The organism is Pseudomonas sp. G11 (genome assembly GCF_029457515.1).
In the GTDB taxonomy this organism is placed as follows: Bacteria; Pseudomonadota; Gammaproteobacteria; order Pseudomonadales; family Pseudomonadaceae; genus Aquipseudomonas; species Aquipseudomonas gorinensis.
Window position 1 is genome coordinate 1,027,261 of the sequence record NZ_CP120377.1, and the last position, 16,546, is coordinate 1,043,806.

The 16,546-nt window shown below is 61.1% G+C and carries 13 protein-coding genes and 1 pseudogene; 4 read left to right on the top strand and 10 right to left on the bottom strand.

The genetic code is table 11. From position 1 onward, the window contains the following. Positions 1-165 precede the first annotated feature (165 nt). The 7 genes from P2T68_RS04570 to P2T68_RS04600 all read right to left on the bottom strand — a co-directional run bounded on the left by P2T68_RS04570 (position 166) and on the right by P2T68_RS04600 (position 8,864). A complete protein-coding gene (locus P2T68_RS04570) occupies positions 166-1,419 on the bottom strand; it encodes a DUF3426 domain-containing protein (protein ID WP_277379099.1) in 1,254 nt (417 codons plus the stop codon). A gap of 30 nt (positions 1,420-1,449) precedes the next feature. Further along, a complete protein-coding gene (gene prmA / locus P2T68_RS04575; protein ID WP_024073168.1) occupies positions 1,450-2,328 on the bottom strand; it encodes a 50S ribosomal protein L11 methyltransferase in 879 nt (292 codons plus the stop codon). Between the two features lie 275 nt (positions 2,329-2,603). Next, on the bottom strand, positions 2,604-3,965 hold the full coding sequence (gene accC / locus P2T68_RS04580; RefSeq protein ID WP_024073169.1) for an acetyl-CoA carboxylase biotin carboxylase subunit: 1,362 nt from the start codon (positions 3,963-3,965) through the stop codon (positions 2,604-2,606). 17 nt (positions 3,966-3,982) lie between these two features. Then, positions 3,983-4,444: an acetyl-CoA carboxylase biotin carboxyl carrier protein gene (accB, locus tag P2T68_RS04585; RefSeq protein WP_024073170.1), complete on the bottom strand. Its 462-nt coding sequence runs from the start codon at positions 4,442-4,444 to the stop codon at positions 3,983-3,985. A gap of 24 nt (positions 4,445-4,468) precedes the next feature. After that, on the bottom strand, positions 4,469-4,924 hold the full coding sequence (gene aroQ / locus P2T68_RS04590) for a type II 3-dehydroquinate dehydratase (protein ID WP_024073171.1): 456 nt from the start codon (positions 4,922-4,924) through the stop codon (positions 4,469-4,471). Positions 4,925-5,179: 255 nt separating this feature from the next. Further along, positions 5,180-7,141, bottom strand: a complete 1,962-nt coding sequence (locus P2T68_RS04595) for a methyl-accepting chemotaxis protein (RefSeq protein WP_277379100.1) — start codon at positions 7,139-7,141, stop codon at positions 5,180-5,182. A 52-nt stretch (positions 7,142-7,193) separates the two neighbouring features. After that, the gene (locus tag P2T68_RS04600; RefSeq protein ID WP_024073173.1) at positions 7,194-8,864 is read right to left on the bottom strand and encodes a PleD family two-component system response regulator; all 1,671 of its coding nucleotides are present in this window, start codon (positions 8,862-8,864) and stop codon (positions 7,194-7,196) included. A gap of 300 nt (positions 8,865-9,164) precedes the next feature. On the opposite strand from P2T68_RS04600, the gene P2T68_RS04605 reads away from it, so the two are divergent. Next, positions 9,165-10,232 carry a DUF2333 family protein gene (locus P2T68_RS04605; protein WP_024073174.1) on the top strand — a complete coding sequence of 356 codons (1,068 nt, stop codon included), beginning with the start codon at positions 9,165-9,167 and terminating at the stop codon, positions 10,230-10,232. Between the two features lie 2 nt (positions 10,233-10,234). Then, entirely contained in the window at positions 10,235-10,771 is a 537-nt protein-coding gene (locus P2T68_RS04610) for an NUDIX domain-containing protein (RefSeq protein WP_041160831.1), read from the top strand. A gap of 99 nt (positions 10,772-10,870) precedes the next feature. Here the strand turns inward: P2T68_RS04610 and P2T68_RS35155 are convergent. Further along, positions 10,871-10,960, bottom strand: a pseudogene (locus P2T68_RS35155) (outer membrane lipoprotein carrier protein LolA); the annotation flags it as partial. A gap of 126 nt (positions 10,961-11,086) precedes the next feature. Between P2T68_RS35155 and P2T68_RS04615 the strand changes: the two are divergent. Both P2T68_RS04615 and speA read left to right on the top strand, forming a co-directional pair. Then, positions 11,087-11,458, top strand: coding sequence for a translation initiation factor Sui1 (locus P2T68_RS04615; RefSeq protein ID WP_277379101.1), 372 nt, complete (start codon positions 11,087-11,089; stop codon positions 11,456-11,458). 142 nt (positions 11,459-11,600) lie between these two features. Then, the gene (gene speA, locus P2T68_RS04620; protein ID WP_102625555.1) at positions 11,601-13,514 is read left to right on the top strand and encodes an arginine decarboxylase; all 1,914 of its coding nucleotides are present in this window, start codon (positions 11,601-11,603) and stop codon (positions 13,512-13,514) included. 49 nt (positions 13,515-13,563) lie between these two features. Here speA and P2T68_RS04625 read toward each other — a convergent pair whose 3' ends face one another. Together P2T68_RS04625 and P2T68_RS04630 are read right to left on the bottom strand one after the other, a co-directional pair. Beyond that, a complete protein-coding gene (locus P2T68_RS04625; RefSeq protein ID WP_277379102.1) occupies positions 13,564-15,078 on the bottom strand; it encodes a M91 family zinc metallopeptidase in 1,515 nt (504 codons plus the stop codon). 121 nt (positions 15,079-15,199) lie between these two features. After that, positions 15,200-16,543: an MATE family efflux transporter gene (locus tag P2T68_RS04630; protein WP_277379103.1), complete on the bottom strand. Its 1,344-nt coding sequence runs from the start codon at positions 16,541-16,543 to the stop codon at positions 15,200-15,202. Positions 16,544-16,546 lie beyond the last annotated feature (3 nt).

Sequence of the window (16,546 nt, forward strand, 5' to 3'; positions counted from 1 at the left end):
CCGGATCATTAGAGTTCGAAAAAGGGTTGGCATGATACCCGCTCTCGATGACTGGATAAAGGCTGAATTGGATAAAATCTGAACAGTTATTTCTTTATCGCCACCGGTTTGGTCGCCGGTGACTCAGTCTGGAATCTGTCGTAAAGCTTCGCTGCGTGAACCGATTCACTCGGGCGAGTGGAAGCTCAGGCTGTAATTCACGGCTTTGTTGCCCGGATCGAGGATGTCCAGGGAGATATGGATCGGCGTCTGGGAGGGCATTTCGCTCACCCCGGCCAGCTCGCCACTCAGGTATTCGGCGGGCTTGAAGCGACGACTGGCGATCAGGCCGCCGTTCAAATCGGCAAAGCGCAGTTCCAGCAGCGGGAATGGCTGGGAAAACGTCGCGCGGTTATAGATGATCGCGTCCACCACCAGCGCCCCGGCGAAGTCCGGATGGCTGCGTACCACCAGGTTGCTGCTCTTGATATGGGCGATATCGACGCGCGACGGCACGGTGCAGCCCAATGTCGGGCATAACTGCTGGAACCATGGGCGGTAGGCGTCCTGGCGGGCCAGGTCGTCGAATTGGTAGGCGATGTACTGGCCGGCAAGGCCGGCGGCGGCGATCAGCACCAGCAACAGCCAGATCAGGCGACGGCCCCAACCCGACGGGCGTTTCTGCGCGTAGAGGTGCAGCGGGTCGTCTTCCAGGTCCTGGAGGACATCGTCGTGGGCACCGGTCTCGGCGCGCGGGCGTTTGCGGCGGGGCAGGGGGCGTTCTTCGGGGGCTGCCGTGTCTGCTTCGTCGGTAATGGGGGTGACGGGCGGGTCGAGTTCAGCCGCGTCATGGGTGGCATGCAGCGGTGGTTCGTCATCGATATCGTCCATGCTGAATGACATGGACGGTTCCGTGCGCTGTCGGGGCGCCGTTGCCTTGGTTGGCTCAGGCTCGTCTTCAGCGGCTTGGGTGCGCTCTTCAGGCGGCTCGCTGAACAGGCTGGCGGCCCACTTTTCTTCCTCGGCCTTGACGGTATCGCGGCTGGCGCTGAGGGGCTCTTCTTTTTGCCGGCGGTCGGAGCCGGGTTGGCGACGCTCCGCACCCACCGGCTGGGTGTGCTGAATCTCGCGGCGTTCCAGCTTGGCCAGTTCTTCGTCCAGGTCCAGGTTATCCAGGTCCAGCTCTTCGGCTGTCCACTGCTTCTGGCTGATTGCCCGTGTTGTCTCGGGCGCTGCCTGCGGGGCTGGCTCAAGGGCCGCCGGTGGTTCCACAGCGGTGGCGGGCGCGTGGGCGCGCTGCTCGAGTAACTGGCGAGCGGCGTTGAACACTTGCAGGCACGAGCCGCAGCGCACTACGCCGCGGGCCACGCTCAATTGAGCGTGGTTGACGCGAAAGCGCGTTTGGCAATGCGGACATTGGGTGACGAAACTGTCGGTCATGCGGCCATCCGATTCAGGCAAGCGCTCATTCTAGCGCCGACGCCCGCTGATGCGTACCCAGCCATCGCGGTTGGCGATCGGATCCAGCTCGAAATCCTTCGCGTACGCGGCGGCAACGTCTTCGCCTTGCTCGGCAAGGATGCCCGACAGCGCCAGGCGGCCACCCGGCTTGACCAGGCTCGACAGCTGCGGCGCCAGGGAGACCAGCGGGCCGGCGAGGATGTTGGCCACCAGCACATCGGCTTGCACCTGGGGCAAGTGCTCCGGCAGGTACAGTGGGAATTTGCCTTCAGGGATGTTGTTGCGCCCGGCGTTGTCGCGGGAGGCTTCCAGGGCTTGCACGTCGATGTCGGTGCCCACGGCTTCCTTGGCGCCCAGCAGCAGGGCGGCAATCGCCAGGATCCCCGAGCCGCAGCCGAAGTCCAGCACGTGGCTGTCGGTCAGGTCCTGGCCGTCCAGCCATTCCAGGCACAGGGCCGTGGTCGGGTGGGTGCCGGTACCGAAAGCCAGGCCCGGGTCGAGCAGCAGGTTGACTGCATCCGGCTCAGGGGCGGCATGCCAGCTTGGCACGATCCACAGGCGCTGGCCGAAACGCATTGGCTGGAAGTTGTCCATCCAGCTGCGTTCCCAGTCCTGGTCTTCGATCACTTCACTGTGGTGCTCTGGCAGCGGGCCACCGGTGAGCAGTTCCATATGGGCGAGGACGGCGGCGGCATCGGTGCCGTCTTCGAACAGGGCGAGCAGATGGGTGTGGGACCACAGCGGGGTGGTATTGAGTTCCGGCTCGAAGATCGGTTGGTCTTCGGCGTCCATGAACGTCACCGACACCGCGCCCACTTCGAGGAAAGCGTCTTCGTAGGTTTCGGCTTGTTCTGGGCTGATGGCGAGGCGGACTTGCAGCCAAGGCATGGCGGGCACCTTTGAATAAAAATGAGTGTGCGACGAGCGAGGTCGCGAAAGCGCGCAAGTTTACGCCAGCGAACAGCAGAAGACGACACTACTGACTGCACGCCGGTCAAATGTGGGAGGGGGCTTGCCCCCGATGCAGTGTGTCAGTCTCAGTATCTGTCACTGATCCACCGCTATCGGGGTGCCCCCTCCCACATTTGGACTGTGTACATCTTCAAAGTAGAGGGCCCACAAACAACAAAGCCGCCCGAAGGCGGCTTTGTTGGGTGGAACACTTACTGGTTGGCCAGCTTGTGTTCCAGGTAGTGAATGTTCACACCACCTTCGCAGAAGCCTTCATCGCGAACCAGGTCCCGATGCAGCGGGATGTTGGTCTTGATGCCGTCGACCACGATTTCGTCCAGGGCGTTGCGCATACGGGCCATGGCCTCGTCGCGGGTGGCGCCCCAGGTGATCAGCTTGCCGATCAACGAGTCGTAGTTGGACGGGACCTTGTAGCCGCTGTACAGGTGCGAATCGACGCGAACGCCGTTGCCGCCTGGGGCATGGAAGTGCTTGACCAGGCCTGGGCTCGGGATAAAGGTCTTCGGGTCTTCGGCGTTGATCCGGCACTCCAGGGAGTGGCCGTGGATCTTCACGTCGTCCTGGGTGAAGGACAACACGTTGCCGGCGGCGATGCTCAGCATCTCCTTGACGATGTCGATACCGGTGACCATCTCCGAAACCGGGTGCTCTACCTGCACGCGAGTGTTCATCTCGATGAAGTAGAAGCGACCGTTCTCGTAGAGGAACTCGAAGGTACCGGCGCCACGGTAGTTGATGTCGATGCACGCCTTGACACAGCGCGCCAGGACTTCCTGGCGGGCTTTCTCGTCCAGGCCCGGTGCTGGTGCTTCTTCCAGTACCTTCTGGTGACGACGTTGCAGCGAGCAGTCGCGATCACCCAGGTGGATGGCGTGGCCCTGGCCGTCAGACAGAACCTGCACTTCCACGTGACGTGGGTTGGTCAGGTACTTTTCCAGGTAGACCATCGGGTTGCCGAACCAGGCGGCAGCTTCCGAGCGGGTCTGCTTGGCCGCTTCGATCAGTTCTTCTTCCTTGTGCACCACGCGCATGCCGCGACCACCACCGCCACCGGCGGCCTTGATGATCACCGGGTAACCGACTTCGCGACCAATGCGCAGGGCGGTTGCCTCGTCTTCAGGCAGCGGGCCGTCGGAGCCAGGCACGGTGGGTACGCCGGCGGCGATCATGGCGTCCTTGGCCGAGACCTTGTCGCCCATCAGGCGAATGGTTTCGGCTTTCGGGCCGATGAAGGCAAACCCGGATTTTTCCACCTGTTCGGCGAAATCGGCGTTTTCCGCGAGGAAGCCGTAGCCCGGGTGGATGCCATCAGCGCCGGTCACTTCAGCGGCCGCGATGATGTTCGAGACTTTCAGGTACGAGTTCGTGGCCAGTGGCGGGCCGATGCAGATGCTTTCGTCCGCCAGTTTCACGTGCATCAATTCGGTATCGGCCGTCGAGTAAACAGCGACGGTCTTGATGCCCTCTTCCTTACAGGCGCGCAGGATACGCAGCGCGATCTCGCCGCGGTTGGCGATCAGGACTTTTTGCAGTTTCTTCGCAGGTTTCAACATCGAAGGCGCTCCGCGGTTCAAACGATGGTGAACAGCGGCTGGTCGTACTCAACCGGCTGACCGTTTTCTACCAGGATGGATTCGACGACGCCGGCTTTTTCAGCGGTGATGTGGTTCATCATTTTCATCGCTTCCACGATGCAGATGGTGTCGCCCACTTTCACGGTCTGGCCTACTTCAACGAAGGCTGGCGAGGTCGGTGCCGGGGTGCGGTAGAACGTACCGACCATTGGCGACTTGACCACGAAGCCGTTCAGCGCTGGCGCGGCCGGTGCGGCTGGAGCAGCGGCAGCAGCAGGTGCGGCGGCCGGCGCGGCAGCAGGTGCCGGTGCTTGCATTTGTGGTGCGTAGAACTGTTGGGCCGGGGTCTTGCTGTGACGGCTGATCCGTACGGACTCTTCGCCTTCCTTGATTTCCAGCTCGTCGATACCGGATTCTTCCAGCAGTTCGATCAGTTTCTTAACTTTACGGATATCCATGAATCATCAACTCCCAAGGGTCGGTCAGGGGCGCTTGGCCTGTTCTTCAAGCTGTTCCAGGGCGGCCTCCAGGGCCAGTCGGTAACCGCTGGCGCCAAGGCCGCAGATCACTCCTACCGCTACGTCGGAGAAGTAAGAGTGATGGCGGAAAGGTTCGCGTTTGTGCACGTTGGACAAATGCACTTCGATGAATGGGATGCTCACCGCCAGCAACGCGTCACGTAATGCAACGCTTGTATGCGTAAAAGCGGCGGGATTGATCAGGATAAAGTCCACGCCTTCGCCGCGCGCGGCATGGATGCGATCAATCAATTCGTACTCGGCATTGCTTTGCAGGTAGAGCAAATGGTGGCCGGCATCACGGGCCCGTCGTTCCAGATCGAGGTTGATCTGATCGAGGGTCACTGCCCCGTAGACGCCCGGTTCACGGGTGCCGAGCAGGTTCAGGTTGGGTCCGTGAAGAACCAGTAAGGTCGCCATCGGCTGTTCCTTGTTATTGATGTGGGTACGGCAGAACCCGGCGACTATGCCGCAAAGCCTTTGTGACTGTCCAGTTCTATGCAGTAGGCGGCACGATTAGCGAGGATAGCGCAAAATTTATGACTGAGGCCTGGGATCCGGTCATGGGTAATACCGTCCTGAAACCTGTAGCGATCAGTAGCGATCAAATGTGGGAGGGGGCTTGCCCCCTCCCACATTTGATCTTCATATGATTTTGGATCTTCATGGGGCAGGTCAGACGCGGAACGCCTGGACGGCGGTATTGAGCTGCCCACCCAGCACCAGCAGGTGCTCACCCTGGCTACGTCCCTGGCCGATGCGCAGCAAATTATCCTCACCCAGTTGGTGAATCCGCTCGCTGTTATCGCGAATCTCACTCACCGCGCCACTCTGCTGCGCGGTCACATCGGCGATGCGCACGGCGGTGTCGGAGATGGTCTGGATCGCGCTGACGATTTCATCCAGGGCGCCGTCCGCTGCCTGGGCTTGCTGGGCGGTGGCCTCGGCGTGTTCGACCTGGGCGCGCATGCCCTGCACCGATTGGTGGGCCGCGGTTTGCAGGCCGGTGATCAAGCCCTGGATTTCGGCGGTGGCGCCAGCGGTACGTTGGGCCAGGGTGCGTACTTCGTCGGCGACCACGGCAAAACCGCGCCCGGCCTCACCGGCACGTGCGGCTTCGATGGCGGCGTTGAGTGCCAGCAGGTTGGTCTGGTCGGCAATCGAACGGATCACTGTCAGCACCCCACCGATAGTCGCGGACTCTTCGGCGAGTTTTTCGATCATCTGTGCGTTTTGCTGCACTTCGCCTACCAGCGCATGCAGTCCGGTCAGGCTCAGGCCGATCACCCGCTGGCCTTGCTCGACCGCCTGGCCCGCGCTGCGGCTGGCGCCGGCAGCCTGGCTGGCATCGCCGGCCACCTGCTGGATGGTCGCTTCCAGTTCGCCCAGGGAATCGCGGATCTGCGCGGTATCCCCGGCCTGGCGTTCGGCGCCATCGTGCAGGCCGCTGCTCAACTCGGCCAGGGCCCGGCTGCTGCCGGCCACTTCTTCGGCATTGCCGCGAATGGTGCCCACCAGGTCCACCAGATAGGCGCGCAGCCGGTTCAAGGACGCCTCGATATCGCGCAGTTCGCGGTTGGTCTTGCCCAGGGCAATTGGCTGGCTGAAGTCACCTTCGGCCCATGTCGACAAGGCCGGTGCCAGGTTGGTCAGCACCCTTGCCAAGCGCCGTTGGAGGGTGTCGATCAGCAGCGCGATCAACAGGATCAGGCCAATCATCACCCCTTGCATCAGGCGCACTTCGCCCTGGATCTGCGCATGCTGCGCGCGCACCACCGGTTCCAGGCTGGCGATGGCCTGCTGCACGGCGGTGATTTTCAGGTGGGTGCTGGCGGCCAGGGCGGTGCGTTGCTGGATCTGCTCGCGGGTGCGCTTGAGTTCGGCGGGGTAGCGGGTCAGCAGGCTGTTGAGTTCGCGCTTGAGGTCGACGCCCGTGTCCTGGGCTTCGGTTTTTTCGCTGTTTTCCAGGCCCATCAACGCGGAAAAGTCATCGGTGTTGGACTCGGTGCTGGCCTTGACGCCAAGCAATGGCAATTGCTCCAGCAGGTCTGCCTGGCTGCGGATATTGCCGACTTCACGCTCCACATCATCGGCCAGCTCCGCGCGACCGCTGCTCACCAGCTTGTCGCGGGCCAGGGACAGCTTGCCCAGGTGTTGGGCGGCGGCTAAAAGCGGCGGCAAGTAGCGCGCGGCGTCCGGCGTGTTGACGCCGATGGCGTACCGGCTCAACTGCTCCAGGTTTGCGCCCAGTTCGCGCTCGGCTTGCAGCAACAGGGCTTGTGGGTCGCCGGCCAGTTTGCCAGCGGCGAGCAGGTCGGTTTTGCTGAAGGCATCCAGTTCCACCAGGCTGGGCCGCAGGTTTTGCGCCAGTGCCGTCGGCAGTTCGTCCAGGTGTTTCAGCAGGTTTTCCAGGCTCTGGCTGGCGCTGCTCAAGCGCAGGGCATCGCCACTGGCCAGGTAGTCGTCGATATTGCGCGCGGCCTGGTTCTGGAAGGTCTGCGACAGGCTCAGGTAGCGTTCCATCAGCAAATAGGGCCGCTCAAGCGCTCGTTGCGACCACCACAGCGTCGCCCCAAGGGCCAGGCATACTGCCACCAGCAGGAGGGTATTGAGATTGGTCAGCAGCTTCAGGCGCATGCGTAATTTCAACCGACAGCGAAGATAAGTGCCTGAAGTTATTGCGTTTGCGTTACAGAGTTATGACGGAATCACTGGATTCCGGTGAAAAGATGGCACTTTGCTTTGATGTGCGCGCCGCTTGTACGCGATTGCGCCCGGCGTCCTTGGCGCGGTACAGCGCTTCATCGGCCTGGGCGGCCATCATCAGGCTGTCGGAGCCGTCGCACAGCTCCACCAGCCCGGCGCTGAAGGTGCACCACAAATCCTGTGGCTGGGCCGGGTAGTGAATTTCGGCAAAGCGGCCACGAATTTCATCCAGCACCTTGCAGGCCGATTCCAAGTCGGTGTCGGGCATGACAATCGCAAATTCTTCACCGCCATAGCGGCCGATGTAGTCGGTCTTGCGCAAACGTTGCTTGAGAAACAACGCCAGGCTCTTGATCACCCGGTCGCCCATGGGGTGGCCGTGGCTGTCATTGACTCGCTTGAAGTGGTCGATATCGAGCATGGCGAAGCTCAACGGCTTGTTCTCGCGGCGCGCGCGGAAGCTACAGTCTTCGAGCAATTGCAGGATGTGGGTGTGGTTGTACAGCCCGGTCAGGCTGTCACGCACCATCCGCGCCTTGAGGTTGCGCGCACGGGCGGCGCGGTTGCGCACCGTGGTGATCAGGTGGCGCGGCTTGATCGGCTTGGTGAGGAAGTCGTCGCCGCCTTCGCTCATGGCGTCCAGCTGTTTATCCAAGTCGTCTTCGGCCGACAGGTAGATGATCGGTACGCTGACATAGCGGTCATTGTGGCGAATCACCTTGGCCAGTTCAGTGCCGGTGCAGGCCGGCATATACATGTCGAGGATGATCAGGTCGGGCTGGAAGTCCGCCAGTTCGGCCATGGCCTGGATCGGTTCGATCAAGGTGCGGGTGACGATGCCGGCGCTGTTGAGCAAACGCTCGGTGTGCAGGGCCTGGGCCCGCGAGTCGTCGATGATCAACACTTTATAGGGTTCGTACTGGGCGACGCAGGTCAGCACTTCGATCTTTTCCAGCAGGCTCGAGGCTTCCAGCGTACCGGTGAGGAATTCCTGGCCGCCAGCGCGTACGGCCGCCAGGCGGGTCGGGGTATCGGTTTCGTGCAGGCTGAAAAACAGCAACGGCAGCTTTTGCTCCAGACCTTCCTGGGCTTCGGCGGCCAACTGGAGGCCCAGGCCCGGGCCGCAAAAATCCACGTCCATCACAATCGCCGATGGCAGGCGGTCGGCCATGCATGCGCGGAACGCTGCCACGCTGTCCAGGGACTGGGCGCTCAAACCGAAGAACTCCAGCTGCTTGGCCAGGCGTTCGGCGCGGTCATGATCGGCCAGCATTACGTAGATCGGCTTGCGCATCGGCGGCAGGAAGGTTTGTTCCAGCTGGTCGCCCTGGCGCAGGCCGGTGCGGGACAGACGTTGCATCAAGCGGTTGAGTTCGGTGATCAGTTGGCTGCTCAGGCGGCCGCGATTTTCGTCCACGGCCTTGAGTGACTCGCCGATATGGTGCGCCAGTTGACCGTGCTCCGGCTGTTCGAAGCGCTCGGCGAAGCGCAGCAGGCGCAGGTTGGCTTCGCTGAGTTCGGAAAGGTCGGCGCTGGACCATTCGCTGCGTTGCAGGCGCTGCCAGATCTCAAGAATTTGACGTGCTTGATGAATTACCCGCTGGGCAAAATGGTGCTTGAGGCGCTCACGGCTGGGATCTTCTGGCTCGGTCATATCCTGACTACTAGTTAGGGTGCATGCTGAGGTCGAACTGATGGCTCTATGCTAGCACCTCTTTTCCGTTCGATGAGTGTCATACGTCAATTAACTGCATGTCCCTGGTATTCAGTTACCGACCTATTAGTCGCGCAGCGGAAATGGCGTGCATCCTTTATAGTCGGAAGTTCGCCAACCGCCCGTTTGATTAAAAGCGCCGCACGCGCTGGCACGATGGGGTAGGGTTGTGGTCGTAGTTTTTGAACGCACGCCGTCGATTAGAAGTGCATGAACTCAAGTGATTGAAAGGATATCGCCATGCTGGACTGGAAAAACCGTGAAGGCAGCGCAAAGGGCCCGGCCCCTGCGCCCAAGTCGGCTCGCCGCGGCTACCTGGGTAACCTGTTGATGAGTCGGGCCTTGCTCTCCCTGGTTGGCCTGTATTTGGTCGTGACCGGTGCCCTGGGTTGGTACTGGAGCGAAGAACCGGCCTTGTTTCCGGTCCAGCAAAATGCGCAAATCGCCGCCGAAAAGGATGGCAAGCAGATGGTGGTGGGCTTTACCACCGTCGAAACCCTGAAGACCGTGGTCGGCACCTTGCTCAATAAGCCGGGTGGCTACATCTCCAACGACCGCTTCCCGCCGGGCCTGTGGATGGACAACATGCCCAGTTGGGAATACGGCGTGCTGGTGCAAGTGCGCGACCTGACCCGCGCCCTGCGTAAAGACTTCGCCCGCTCGCAATCGCAGTCGGCCGAAGACAGCGACCTGGCCAAGGCCGAGCCACGCTTCAATTTCGACAACAAGAGCTGGGTGCTGCCCTCCAGCGAGTCGGAATACCAGGAAGGCATCAACTCCCTGAGCCGCTATGAGGCGCGCCTGTCTGACCCGAACCAGAAGGGCGCGTTGTTCTATGCCCGCGCCGATAACTTGAACAACTGGTTGGGCGACGTCGCCACGCGCCTGGGTTCGTTGTCGCAACGCCTGTCGGCCAGTGTCGGCCGCGTCAAGCTGAACACCGCCCTGAAAACCGAAGCCCTGGCGCCCGGTGAAGTGCCGCAGGTTGATGAAGAAGTGGTGGAAACCCCCTGGATGCAGATCGACAACGTGTTCTACGAGGCCCGTGGCCAGGCCTGGGCCCTGTCCCACCTGCTGCGCGCCATCGAAGTCGACTTTGCCGACGTGCTGGCCAAGAAAAACGCCACCGTCAGCGTCCGCCAGATCATTCGTGAGCTGGAGGCGTCGCAGGAGCCGGTGTGGAGCCCCATGATTCTTAACGGCAGTGGCTTTGGCGTATTGGCCAACCACTCGCTGGTCATGGCTAACTACATTTCCCGGGCCAATGCGGCGGTGATCGATCTGCGCCAGTTACTCAACCAGGGTTGATGATGGACGCAACTCAAAAGGAGGCCGCGCACCGTGCGGCCTCTGATGCCGAACTGATCTGCTGGGTTGACGAGCAGGACAATCTGCTCGGCCACCTCGTCAGGTCCGACCTTCGCCAGCGCGGCCTGATCGGCCGTTGCACTTTTATCTTCCTGTTCAATTCGGCCGATGAGTTGTGTGTGCATCGGCGCACCCTGAGCAAAGCCCTGTACCCCGGATTCTGGGACACGGCAGCGGGGGGCATGGTCGCGGCCGGTGAGTCCTATGCATTGTCGGCGGCTCGCGAGCTGGAGGAAGAGTTGGGCGTCAGCGGGGTAGCGTTGACCGAGCACGACCATTTCTACTTCGAAGATGGCGAGAGCCGCCTCTGGTGCAAATCCTACTCCGCCGTGTGGGACGGCCCGCTGCAATTGCAGCCCGAAGAAGTCATGGAAGCACGCTTTTTGCCGATTGAAACGGTCCTGCAGGAAGCGGAACAAAAGCCCTACTGCCCGGACGCCCAGGAGGGCTTGCGCCGCTATCTGGCCCTGCGTCGCTAAAGTTGTATAAATTGGCGCCATTTGGCTCTTAGCAAGTCGGCTTTTTGCCGTTACACTGCGCGACTTTTCACCCGAACCGCCATTGTTTCACCCTGGGATCACTGTAGGAGCGAGCTTGCTCGCGAAAAACTCAAGAGCGCCGCGTGCATTCAGAATGCCCGCGTCATCGTTGACGATTTTCGCGAGCAAGCTCGCTCCTACAGGTGGGGAGCGTGACCTTGGCGGGTCGGTAGCGCTGCCCCTGCCTGAGTGGGGCTTCGCGGTCGGTGGCGCCTGGCGCGCCGATCAGTCTTTGTCCTCCCAAGAGGATTGCCGGTGGCCAAAAAAGCCGCATCCTTCGCCGCCCTTGGTGGCCTGGTATTTTCCACCGACGCAGGTCGACACTGCCCGGACTGTCGTCAGCCCGTGGACGCGTGTACCTGTAAACAGACCCTGATCCCCGAAGGCGACGGCATTGCCCGCGTGCGCCGCGAGAGCAAAGGCCGTGGCGGCAAGACGGTGACCACCATCACCGGCGTGCCCCAGGCTGAAGACGCGCTCAAGGAGCTGGCTACCACGCTGAAGAAGCGTTGTGGAACCGGTGGCGCGTTGAAAGACGGCGTCATCGAAATCCAGGGCGATCACGTCGAGTTGCTGTTGGCCGAGTTGATCAAGCTCGGTTACAAGGCCAAGAAGTCCGGCGGCTGAAAGCCTCTTCGCAACCTGTGTCTAAACTCTGTCCTGCGAGTGGGGTCTACCTCCCTTACAGGCAAATCGTCATTTTCATTCTTTAGACTGCGCCTGCCTCCACGAGGGGCAGCGCCTTCGCCTTCATTTATAGGGGACTTCGATGTCCGTACGACGCACACGCAAAGACGATGGCAGCCAATGGACAGTTGCGGACAGCCGCAGTGTTTACGGGATTCGCCATTGGGGGGCCGGGTATTTCGCGATCAATGAAGCCGGTCGCGTTGAAGTCCGTCCGAACGGCCCGAACAGCACGCCGGTCGACCTGTACGAGCAAGTGGACGAACTGCGCAAAAGCGGCCTGTCGTTGCCGCTGCTGGTGCGTTTCCCCGACATTCTGCAAGATCGCGTGCGCCAGCTGACCGGTGCTTTCGATTCGAACATCGAACGCCTGGAATACCAGAGCAAATACACCGCGCTGTACCCGATCAAGGTCAACCAGCAGGAAGCGGTGATCGAAAACATCATCGCCACCCAGAATGTGTCCATCGGCCTGGAAGCCGGCTCCAAGCCGGAGCTGCTGGCCGTGCTTGCCCTGGCACCGAAGGGCGGCACCATTGTCTGCAACGGCTATAAAGACCGCGAGTTCATTCGCCTGGCGTTGATGGGCCAGAAGCTCGGCCACAACGTGTTCATCGTGATCGAGAAAGAGTCCGAAGTTGAGCTGGTGATCGAAGAAGCCGCCAACCTCAAGGTCAAGCCACAGGTCGGCCTGCGCGTGCGCCTGTCGTCCCTGGCGTCGAGCAAGTGGGCCGACACCGGTGGCGAGAAGTCCAAGTTCGGTTTGTCCGCGGCGCAATTGTTGTCGGTGGTCGAGCGCTTCCGCGTGGCCGGCCTGGACCAGGGCATCCGCCTGCTGCACTTCCACATGGGTTCGCAGATTGCCAACCTGGCCGATTACCAGCACGGCTTCAAGGAAGCCATTCGTTACTACGGCGAACTGCGTAACCTCGGCCTGCCGGTGGACCATATCGACGTGGGCGGTGGCCTGGGCGTGGACTACGACGGTACTCACTCCCGTAACGCCAGCTCCATCAACTACGACATGGACGACTACGCCGGTGTGGTCGTGGGCATGCTCAAGGAATTCTGCGATGCGCAGAGCCTGCCGCACCCGAACATTTTCTCCGAAAGCGGCCGCTCCCTGACCGCTCACCACGCCATGCTGGTGGTGCAAGTCACTGACGTCGAGAAGCACAACGACGATGTACCGGTGATCGAGAACAAGGAAAACCTGCCGGAAACCGTGCAGTGGCTGGTGGACCTGCTCGGCCCGACCGACATCGAGATGGTCACCGAGACTTACTGGCGTGCCACCCACTACATGAGCGACGTGGCCACCCAATACGCCGACGGCAAGCTGACCCTGGCCGAAAAAGCCTTGGCCGAGCAGTGCTACTTCGCCGTGTGCCGCCGCCTGCACAACTCGCTGAAAGCCCGCCAGCGCTCGCATCGCCAGGTACTGGACGAGCTCAACGACAAGCTGGCCGACAAGTACATCTGCAACTTCTCGGTGTTCCAGAGCCTGCCGGACACTTGGGCCATCGGCCAGGTATTGCCGATCCTGCCACTGCACCGTCTTGACGAAGAACCGTTGCGCCGCGCCGTGCTGCAAGACTTGACCTGCGACTCCGATGGCAAGATCAAGCAATACGTCGACGAGCAGAGCATCGAGACCAGCCTGCCGGTGCACGCCTTGAACGATGGCGAGGACTACCTGCTGGGTATCTTCCTGGTCGGCGCCTACCAGGAAATCCTCGGTGACATGCACAACCTGTTCGGTGACACCGACTCGGTGAATATCTACCAGCGTGAAGACGGTTCGGTGTACAGCGCCGGTATCGAGACCCACGACACCATCGAAGACATGCTGCGCTACGTGCATTTGTCGCCGGAGGAACTGATGACGCATTACCGTGACAAGTGCGCGAGTGCGAAGATCAGTGCATCTGAGCGCACGCAGTTCCTCGATGCCTTGCGCCTGGGGCTGACGCGGTCTTCATACCTGTCTTCCTGACACCCATTGGTCTTTAACGGGGGGATTGGCAGCGTCTGCGGCTATCCTCCTAAACCATGTGTGGGGGCTCCTCCACGTCATATCGATCCCGCAGCGGTACGTTCATTTCTGCGCGCAGGGCGTTTTCGTTGAATGGCCAGGGGTTGGTTGTGATGGGAGGGGTCAGCGGGTTGTTGTCGTGATCGAAGGGCTGGCTGTTGGTTGGAAGGCCTACGGCTTGATACTCGCTGTTCTCCACTTGCAACTGCTGGCCCTGGTCCATGGCCGGGCTGCCATCTTTGTTAAATATCAGCGAAGTGCCTGGTATGAACTGCCCGGTGGCGCCGTCATAGGCATGACTCATCTCGTGGTACAGCACAATCAAGGGCGATAGGGTAAAGACCTTTTCGAAGTAATCGGGGTGAAAGGCTATCTTTGCATGTGTGGCGGGCGACCCGGCAACACCATCTTTTATATAGCCAAGCTCAGGCCGGTACTGGAATTTTTCATACTCCCCGTCAGGTATGTTGTCGCTGAACGCATTGGCGAATTGATAAGAGTTCAGCGCGATGAAGTCGGAGAGCATTATGGTCACCGGCCCGCCATTTTTCTCGGCAAGGCGGTCCATTTCCTGAAACATTTTCTGCCCCGCCGGCGACCCCCTGAGTTGCTCGAGATAGTCCTCTACCCGTTCAACGAATTCTGCGGGGCCCTCTATCTTGAAGCCTTGTTTGCCTGCGTTGGTGTATTCGACTGAGGCTGGTGTTACCTGTTCGGGGGCGTGGACCCTATCGGTTTTTTTGGCGTAGATCCGATCCTGAGTGTCGTAGGAGTGGACCGAATCCTGGCCCGCCCCGGTATAGATCGTGGTCTGGCGGTAGCCAACGAGTTTATCGTCGCCAAGTCCACCGTTTAAGATGCTTTTACCCGTCCCCGCATAGAGTTCGTCGTTACCCTGGTCGCCATTGAGGTACACCTGGCGCAGATCTGTCTTTTGTGCGGGGTAGCTGGCGTACAGCTTGTCATTGCCTTTGCCGCCCGATATCACGGCATTGCCGGCGCCTGCGATCATGATGTCGTCGCCGTCACCGCCAAACGCCACGACATGGCCGGTTCCCAAACGTATGTAGTCGTTGCCTGTATCGCCGGTTACGCTGCCCCTACGTCCATTCGCCACAATAAAATCGTCGCCGTCGCCACCGTGTATGTGCATTTCGATGTTGATCTGCTCGTCGACGTTAATACGGTCATTTCCTCCTGCAGTTTTGATTCTCAGCGAGTGCGCATCGTTATTGGCGGTCAGTGGGAGTTTGTAGTCTTTGCCATTTATACGCGCGTTGAGCTGGTGGTCTGCGCCTACGCTGATACTGACAATGTCGGCCTGGTCGTAGGTGGTAATCAGGACCCTGCAGATGTCCAGGACCTGCTCGCCTTTGGCATTCGTTTCATAGGTGGACAGGCTTCGGATCCTGGCGTTTCCATCGTCCGCCAGCACAGCGAAATGCCGAGTCTCGTCCGGTTTCGCCGGTGCTTCGGCGGGGGGAGCAGAGAGGAGGGACGCCGGTGGCGTCGTAAGTATGTTCATTCAGGGGCGACCTTAATTCGGGGGGTTGGATGTCTAGCCACGCAGCTATCAAGTGCTCTGTGGTTTTTGTGTCCCGAAAATGTCAAGCCGCTTTGTAACAATCCAATGATGCCTACTGTGCTCAGGGGGGGCTGAGCCATCGGTCCTGATCGTTAAGTCGCCAGGCGATCGCCCATAACGTGAGGCTGCGCAGCGCCATGAACAGCAGAAACGTGATCCAAAGCCCGTGATTGCCCAACCCCTGCAACGCCCAGGCAACGGGCAACACCAATATCACGGTCAGCAACATCCCGTTGCGCATCTCCCGCGCCCGTGTGGCGCCGATAAACAGGCCATCGAGCAAATAACTCCACACCGCAATCAACGGCAGTAGCGCCAGGTAAGGCAAGTAGATGTCGGCGGTTTCGCGCACGCTGGGAATGTCGGTTTGCATGGCGATAAACAGGTGGCCGGCGAAGGTGAACAGCAGGGCGAAACCGACGCTGGCGATCAGCGACCAGCCACAGGCCACCACCAATGAACGCCGCAACGATTGGCGATCGCGGGCGCCGATGGCGTGGCCGCACAGGGCTTCGACCGCGTGGGCCAGGCCGTCCAACGCATGAGCAGTGAGCAGCAGGCCGTTCAGCAGCAGCGCATTGGCCGCCACCGTGGCATCCCCCAGGCGGGCGCCTTGTACCGTGATCATGAAAAACACCGACTGCAACGCCAGGCTTCGGATAAAGATGTCGCGGTTCACCGCCAGCAGCGGGCGCCAGCTTTGCCACCGCTTGAGCGCGGCCCAGGCAATATGCCCAGGATAGGCACGCAGGGCTTTTTGCGTCAGGGCCAGGCCGAGCAGCGCACCGGTCCATTCGGCGATCACCGAGGCGCGGGCGGAGCCGACCACGCCCCAGTCCAGGCCAAGGACGAACCACAGGTTGAGGGCTATGTTGACCATGTTGGTGGTCAGCAAAATTGCCAACGGCGCCCGCGCGTTCTGCGTGCCGAGGAACCAGCCGACCAGGGCATAGCTGGCCAACGCGGCGGGCAGGCCGAACAGGCGGGTATGGAAGAATTCGCGGGTCAGTTGATTGAGTTCGGGGGAGGGCTGCATCCATTCCAGGGCCAGGTGGCTCAGCGGAATACCCACTGTGCCGAGCAACATCGCCAGGCCCAGCGCCAACAGCAAACCCTGCAACAGGATTTGCCGCAACGCCGCCCCGTCATTGCGCCCGGCGGCCTGGGCGGCGAAACCGGTGGAGCCCATGCGCAGAAAACCCATGGCCCAGGCCAGGAAGGTATACAGGCTGGCCCCGACCGCGACGGCACCCAGTTGGTGGGCATGGGGCAGGTGGCCGATGACCATGCTGTCGACCAGGGCCACCAGCGGTACCGAGATGTTCGACAGAATCATCGGCGCGGCCAGGGCCCAGACCCGGCGATGGGTGGGGCGGTGGCGCCAGTCGGTCAGTAGGGTGGGCATGCA

Excerpts from the sequence above, each read along its gene's own strand:
- P2T68_RS04625 (WP_277379102.1), bottom strand. The coding sequence starts at position 15,078 with ATGAACATACTTACGACGCCACCGGCGTCCCTCCTCTCTGCTCCCCCC.
- P2T68_RS04570 (WP_277379099.1), bottom strand. The coding sequence starts at position 1,419 with ATGACCGACAGTTTCGTCACCCAATGTCCGCATTGCCAAACGCGCTTT.
- P2T68_RS04600 (WP_024073173.1), bottom strand. The coding sequence starts at position 8,864 with ATGACCGAGCCAGAAGATCCCAGCCGTGAGCGCCTCAAGCACCATTTT.
- P2T68_RS04630 (WP_277379103.1), bottom strand. The coding sequence starts at position 16,543 with ATGCCCACCCTACTGACCGACTGGCGCCACCGCCCCACCCATCGCCGG.
- accC (WP_024073169.1), bottom strand. The coding sequence starts at position 3,965 with ATGTTGAAACCTGCGAAGAAACTGCAAAAAGTCCTGATCGCCAACCGC.
- P2T68_RS04595 (WP_277379100.1), bottom strand. The coding sequence starts at position 7,141 with ATGCGCCTGAAGCTGCTGACCAATCTCAATACCCTCCTGCTGGTGGCA.
- aroQ (WP_024073171.1), bottom strand. The coding sequence starts at position 4,924 with ATGGCGACCTTACTGGTTCTTCACGGACCCAACCTGAACCTGCTCGGC.
- P2T68_RS04610 (WP_041160831.1), top strand. The coding sequence starts at position 10,235 with ATGGACGCAACTCAAAAGGAGGCCGCGCACCGTGCGGCCTCTGATGCC.
- accB (WP_024073170.1), bottom strand. The coding sequence starts at position 4,444 with ATGGATATCCGTAAAGTTAAGAAACTGATCGAACTGCTGGAAGAATCC.
- speA (WP_102625555.1), top strand. The coding sequence starts at position 11,601 with ATGTCCGTACGACGCACACGCAAAGACGATGGCAGCCAATGGACAGTT.
- P2T68_RS04605 (WP_024073174.1), top strand. The coding sequence starts at position 9,165 with ATGCTGGACTGGAAAAACCGTGAAGGCAGCGCAAAGGGCCCGGCCCCT.
- prmA (WP_024073168.1), bottom strand. The coding sequence starts at position 2,328 with ATGCCTTGGCTGCAAGTCCGCCTCGCCATCAGCCCAGAACAAGCCGAA.